We start from the raw sequence: 5,607 nt of genomic DNA on the forward strand, positions 1-5,607 counted from the left end.
TTCTTTCCGGGCGGCGGGGTTGAGAAAGGCGAGCGGGCCGAAACCTCGTTGCGGCGTGAACTGGTCGAAGAAGCCGGGGTCGAGGTAACCGGCGTGCCAGGACTGATCGGCGTCTATTCGAACCACAAGATCTTCCCGAATGACCATGTCCTGCTCTACCGTCTGACCTCTGACGCCTGGACGCCTTGCGACCCCACAAGCCGGGGCGAAATATCCCAGCGGCTCTGGGTCGATCCGGCCAGTCCGCCGCAGGATGTTACGCCCGGTACAGGGCGCAGGCTTGCCGACTTTGCTTCTGGCCGAAATAACAGCGATGGCTACTGGTAAGCGTCAGCGCGACTGGCGCGTCATTGCCGAGACATAGTCGATCGCTGTCAGGACGGACATGATCGCGGCGATCCAGATGGCTACAATGCCGGCCAGCAGCGCCCCACGGGATGCAAGCCAGGCCGCCGAGCCTTCTTCGCTGCTTGGCACATAGCCGCTGACCGCCATGCCGAACAGGGTGAGGCCGATGCCAATCAGGGCCACTGCCGTCTTCCATTTCGCGCTGTTCGAGACTTTGAGATTGCCAGGATTTCCCATCGCTTCCCGGATCGCCGTGATCAGGAGATCGCGCCCGACGATAGCGAGGGCAGGCGGGGTCAGGATCAGGCCCCAGGAATCGACATGGGCGAGGGTGAGCAGGCTCGCGCCGGTCAGAAGCTTGTCGGCGATCGGGTCGAGCCGTGCGCCGAGCGGGCTTTCGGCATCAAGCCCCCGGGCGAGCGCGCCGTCGAGCCAGTCTGTTGCCGCCACGAACGAGAACACAAGGAATGGCACGAACAGCCAGAGGCCCGGTTCGCGCCGGTCATCCAGATCGGCGCCCATGTTCAGGATCAGATAGCCGACATAGATGGCGAGCACGCACCGGATGATCGTGACCGTGTTTGGCAACCACTTCAGATTCACTCCAGCCTAGCCCCCATTGAAATGCCCATATATCCGCTCGGCAAGCGCCCGGTTGATCCCGTCGACGGCTTCAAGATCTGCGAGCTTTGCGCGTGAAACACTTTTGGCCGAGCCGAACCTGTGCAGCAAGGCTTTCTTTCGCGCCGGGCCGATCCCTTCGATCTGGTCGAGCGGCGAAGTTTTGATATCCGATGAGCGTTTCGACCGGTGCGCGCCGATTGCCCAGCGGTGCGCCTCATCGCGAAGGCGCTGTAGGTAATACAGCACGGGCGTGTCCGGCGGCAGCTGGAAGGGCGTTTTGCCGGGCCTGAAGAATTTCTCTCGGCCGGCATTGCGGTCGGGGCCTTTCGCAATCGACACAAGCGTAACATCATCGGGCGTCAGGCCGATCTCTGCCAGGGTTTCCACCGTGGCGCTGAGCTGGCCGAGGCCGCCATCGATCAGGACGAGATCCGGATAGGTTTCAAGCTCGCCGATTGGCAGCTGTTGTTCTTCGGCTTCTTTCAAGAGGCGCTTGAAGCGTCGGCGCATCACCTCGCGCATCATGCCGTAGTCATCGCCCGGCTCGAGCGTCGTGTCCTTGATGTTGAACTTGCGGTACTGGCCCTTGATGAAGCCATCCGGCCCGGCGACCACCATGCCGCCCACCGCATTCGACCCCTGGATATGGCTGTTATCATAAACCTCGACCCGCTTTGGCGGTTCGGGCAGGTCGAACGCCTTGGCGAGATCTTTCAGGAGGCGCTGCTGGCTTGCCGTTTCGGCAAGCTTGCGCGACAGTGCTTCGGCGGCATTGCGGCTCGCCTGCGCCACCAGTTCGCGCTTCTCGCCGCGTTGCGGCGTGCGAATCTCGACCTTGCGCCCGGCTTTCAGTTCAAGCGCTTCGGCGATCAGCGCGCCCTGGTCGGGTTCTTCATTGGTCAGCACGAGGCGCGGCGAGGGCCGTTTGTCGTAAAACTGGACGAGAAAGGCCGAAAGGATTTCGCGCGCGCTCTCTTCCTTTTCGTGGCGCGGGAAGTGGATGGTCGCCCCCCAGTTCTGTCCCGCCCGGATGAAGAAGACCTGGACAGCGGATTGGCCGCCTTCCATGGCGATCGCGAAAATATCGGCTTCCTCGATCCCGTCAGGGTTCACATCCTGCTGGGCGCGGACATGCGCAAGCGCGCGGATACGGTCGCGCAGGCTGGCGGCGCGTTCGAAATCCATCGCGTCGGCAGCCGTTTCCATCTCTTCTGCGAGCTCCGCCTGAAGATCGACGCCTTTGCCGCGCAGGAAGTCTGCAGCCTGGTCAGCAAGGCGCGTATACTCTGCCTCGCTGACAAGATCGACGCAGGGCGCCGAGCAGCGTTTGATCTGATGCAGCATGCACGGCCGGTTGCGCACAGAGAAGACGCTGTCCTCGCACGTCCTCAGCAGGAAGGCCTTCTGCAGCGTGTCGAGCGTGCGGGTCACCGCATTGGCGCTCGCGAAGGGACCGAAATAATCCCCCTTATCCTGTTTTGAACCGCGATATTTCAGGATCTGCGGATAGTCATGGTCGCGCCGGATCAGGATGTAGGGAAACGACTTGTCGTCGCGCAGCAGGATGTTGAAGCGCGGCTTCAGAGACTTGATCAGGCTCGCTTCGAGCAGCAGCGCCTCTGTCTCGCTTTCGGTGACGACAAATTCCATCCGCGCTGTCAGTGCGATCATTGCTGCGATGCGCTGGGTGTGCCCTCCGAGCCGGGCATAATTTGAGACGCGCGCTTTCAGATTGCGGGCCTTGCCGACATACAGCACGTCGTCCTTGGTGCTGAACATGCGGTAGACGCCCGGCTTTGTAGGCAGGCGTTTGAGATTGTCCTTGATGACATCAACACCGCGCTTGGGCGCTTGGGAGGCTGGCGAGTCAGGCATTGGGTGCAATCTAGTGACTGCGGGCGGCTGCGCCTAGCTCAGCAACTGTTAGGTGCCGAATACGAAGGACAGGCTGCCGCTTCCGCTGTCGATCATCCAGCCAATTCCAAAGGCAAAGATCATCACGAGCAAGACGGATCCGCCGAAATTGCGTCCCGCGCCGGCATCATTCTCCTTGCGCATCGACATGCGGACAATCAGCCAGAGAAGCAGCAGGATGAAGACACAGCCGATGACGATCTGCTCGCCATCACTGCGCTGCCCGAGCCAGTGAACGACGTCATGATATAGCAGTCTGGCTTCATGAACGATGCGCTCATAAATCCCGTCATAAATCGACTTTGCGGCCGCCGGTACCATGGCTGGCAATTCCTCTCCTTAAGATGCAGGCCCGGTAAATCTAGCAAAGATGGTAAAACATTAGTTGAAGACAGCCCTGCAAATTTTCTCCATTTCGAAATCGTAATGTTTGCAGATAGGCTGCGCCCCGACGACGCCTTGCGCCCATCCTGCGGCAGTCGTAAGGATGCGCTAAACCCTCAAGGAGCCTGATCTTATGGCAAGTGATCTCACATTGAGCCGCGCTGTCGAGCGTGTTCAGCCGTCTGCAACCATCGCCGTGACGACCAAGGCGAATGAGATGAAACGGGCCGGCATTGATGTGATCGGGCTTGGCGCGGGCGAGCCGGACTTCGACACGCCGGACCATGTCAAGGAAGCGGCGATCCAGGCGATCCATGATGGCAAGACGAAGTACACGCCAGCCGACGGCATCCCTGAGCTGAAAGAGGCGATCTGCGCCAAGTTCAAGCGTGACAATGACCTCGAGTACAAGCCATCACAGATCAATGTGTCCCCGGGCGGCAAGGCTGTGCTGTTCAATGCCTTCATGGCAACGCTGAACCCCGGCGACGAAGTCATCGTGCCGGCACCTTACTGGGTGAGCTATCCGGACATGGCGAGGCTGGCCGGCGGCGAACCGGTCTTCATTCAGTGCGGTCCGAATTCCAATTACAAGCTTTCTCCAGAGGCGCTTGAAGCGGCCATCACCCCGAACACGAAATGGCTGGTGCTCAACTCGCCGTCGAACCCGACCGGCGCTGCCTATACGAAAGAGGAGCTTCGCGGCCTCGCAGACGTTCTGCTCAAACACCCGCACGTCTGGGTGATGACGGACGATATGTATGAGCATCTCGTCTATGACGGCTTCGAATACTGGACGATCGCGCAGGTCGAGCCGCAGCTCTATGAGCGCACGCTGACGGTGAACGGCGTCTCGAAGGCCTATGCGATGACAGGCTGGCGGATCGGCTATGCTGGCGGGCCGGAAAAGCTGATCAATACGATGCGCAAGATCATGTCGCAGTCGACATCCAATGCCTGCTCGATCAGCCAGTGGGCGAGCGTTGCTGCGCTGAACGGCGATCATGGCTTTCTGGCTGAACGCAATGAAGTCTTCAAATCCCGCCGGGACATGGTCGTGAAGGCTCTGAATGACTGTGAGGGCCTCAGCTGCGCAACGCCGGAAGGCGCCTTCTATGTCTATCCAAGCTGCGCCGGCGTCATCGGCAAGGCCTCGCCGCAGGGCACGCATATCAAATCAGACAAGGATTTTGCGTCGGCGCTTCTGGAAGAGGAAAAAGTTGCGGTGGTGTTTGGCGAAGCGTTTGGTCTCTCGCCCGCTTTCCGGATTTCCTATGCGACCTCGACCGAAGCGCTGGAAAACGCCATGACCCGCATCAAGCGGTTCTGCGGCGCCTTGAAATAGAATTTTTCAATACCAGGCCGGTCATCTATCAATTGGATTGCTGGATCATCGTCTCCATATCGACTGGGTAAATAGCTCAGGAGGTAATCATGTCTGTAGATATCGGACTGGAAAAATCGGATCGGGCGGCTTCAGCAGAGGCCGTCCGCAAGGTTCTCGGCGAGACTTATGCGCTCTATTTCAAGACGCATGGCTATCACTGGAATGTCACAGGGCCGCGCTTCAAGGCGCTGCACGAGCTGTTCATGGAACAGTATACCGAACTCTGGCAGGCGCTTGACGAACTGGCCGAGCGTATCCGCGCGCTTGGTAAGTTTGCCCCCGCGTCCAGCGACGAGATCGCATCCTATGCGACGATCAAGCCGGACAATGGCGTGCCCGACGCCGAGGACATGATCAACAACCTTGTGCGCGGCCATGAGACGATTGCGCAGGTCGCAAAGGACGGTGTGAAAATCGCTGAGGATGGCGATGACGCTGTGACCGCCGATCTGCTCACGCAGCGCGCCGCGATTGCGGAGAAAACAGCCTGGATGCTGCGCGCCAGTCTCTAGGATTTTCGAAAACCAAAAAAATGAGCCCGGCAGCGAATAATCGCACCGGGCTTTTAAGTGGGTCCCTTTTTTTAAAGGGAGGAAACGCCCAATCGGAGGGATTGGCGAAAGCCGGGACCAAGGCTTGCGGACTACCTAGTTGGCATATGCTCTGAAGCAAACATACAATTCAGTAAGCAAGCCCTGCATTTTTGCATGGCACTTAGCTTCAGCTTGCGCGAAGTTGCAGACTTTCGCGTCTGATGGCATCGACCTCGGCGGTCAGAAAGTCCCGGAAGGCGGCGATGCGTTTGGAGCGTTTCAGATCGCTCGGATAGATGAAATAGAGATCGAAGGTCGGGCCGGTATGGTCTGGCAGGACGCGGACAAGGCGCGGCGACGTGCTCGCCATATAGTCGGGCAGGTCGGCGATGCCGAGACCGGCCTCCACGGCGCGCA

7 protein-coding genes are annotated in these 5,607 nt (G+C 59.5%); 3 read left to right on the forward strand and 4 right to left on the reverse strand.

Annotated features, from left to right (window positions below):
* On the forward strand, positions 1 to 327 hold a 327-nt coding region (locus WA989_RS15115), incomplete at its 5' end, for an NUDIX domain-containing protein (protein ID WP_424341310.1).
* Between the two features lie 3 nt (positions 328 to 330).
* Here WA989_RS15115 and WA989_RS15120 read toward each other — a convergent pair.
* From WA989_RS15120 to WA989_RS15130, 3 genes are read right to left on the reverse strand one after another with little or no spacing between them, the layout of a single operon-like run.
* Positions 331 to 951, reverse strand: coding sequence for a CDP-alcohol phosphatidyltransferase family protein (locus WA989_RS15120; protein WP_424341311.1), 621 nt, complete (start codon positions 949 to 951; stop codon positions 331 to 333).
* Between the two features lie 6 nt (positions 952 to 957).
* Entirely contained in the window at positions 958 to 2,847 is a 1,890-nt protein-coding gene (gene uvrC, locus WA989_RS15125) for an excinuclease ABC subunit UvrC (RefSeq protein WP_424341312.1), read from the reverse strand.
* 48 nt (positions 2,848 to 2,895) lie between these two features.
* On the reverse strand, positions 2,896 to 3,207 hold the full coding sequence (locus WA989_RS15130) for a hypothetical protein (protein WP_424341313.1): 312 nt from the start codon (positions 3,205 to 3,207) through the stop codon (positions 2,896 to 2,898).
* Between the two features lie 196 nt (positions 3,208 to 3,403).
* On the opposite strand from WA989_RS15130, the gene WA989_RS15135 reads away from it, so the two are divergent.
* Entirely contained in the window at positions 3,404 to 4,615 is a 1,212-nt protein-coding gene (locus tag WA989_RS15135; RefSeq protein ID WP_424341314.1) for a pyridoxal phosphate-dependent aminotransferase, read from the forward strand.
* Between the two features lie 89 nt (positions 4,616 to 4,704).
* Positions 4,705 to 5,169, forward strand: a complete 465-nt coding sequence (locus WA989_RS15140) for a Dps family protein (protein ID WP_424341315.1) — start codon at positions 4,705 to 4,707, stop codon at positions 5,167 to 5,169.
* A 208-nt stretch (positions 5,170 to 5,377) separates the two neighbouring features.
* Here the strand turns inward: WA989_RS15140 and WA989_RS15145 are convergent.
* A partial coding sequence (locus tag WA989_RS15145) for a LysR substrate-binding domain-containing protein (protein WP_424341316.1) occupies positions 5,378 to 5,607 on the reverse strand: 230 nt, incomplete at its 5' end.

The organism is Henriciella sp., from assembly GCF_049649345.1.
GTDB lineage: Bacteria > Pseudomonadota > Alphaproteobacteria > Caulobacterales > Hyphomonadaceae > Henriciella.

What these genes read in the sequence shown, in the direction of transcription:
- WA989_RS15130 (WP_424341313.1), bottom strand. Translation starts at nt 3,207, where the DNA reads ATGGTACCGGCGGCCGCAAAGTCGATTTATGACGGGATTTATGAGCGC.
- uvrC (WP_424341312.1), bottom strand. Translation starts at nt 2,847, where the DNA reads ATGCCTGACTCGCCAGCCTCCCAAGCGCCCAAGCGCGGTGTTGATGTC.
- WA989_RS15140 (WP_424341315.1), top strand. Translation starts at nt 4,705, where the DNA reads ATGTCTGTAGATATCGGACTGGAAAAATCGGATCGGGCGGCTTCAGCA.
- WA989_RS15135 (WP_424341314.1), top strand. Translation starts at nt 3,404, where the DNA reads ATGGCAAGTGATCTCACATTGAGCCGCGCTGTCGAGCGTGTTCAGCCG.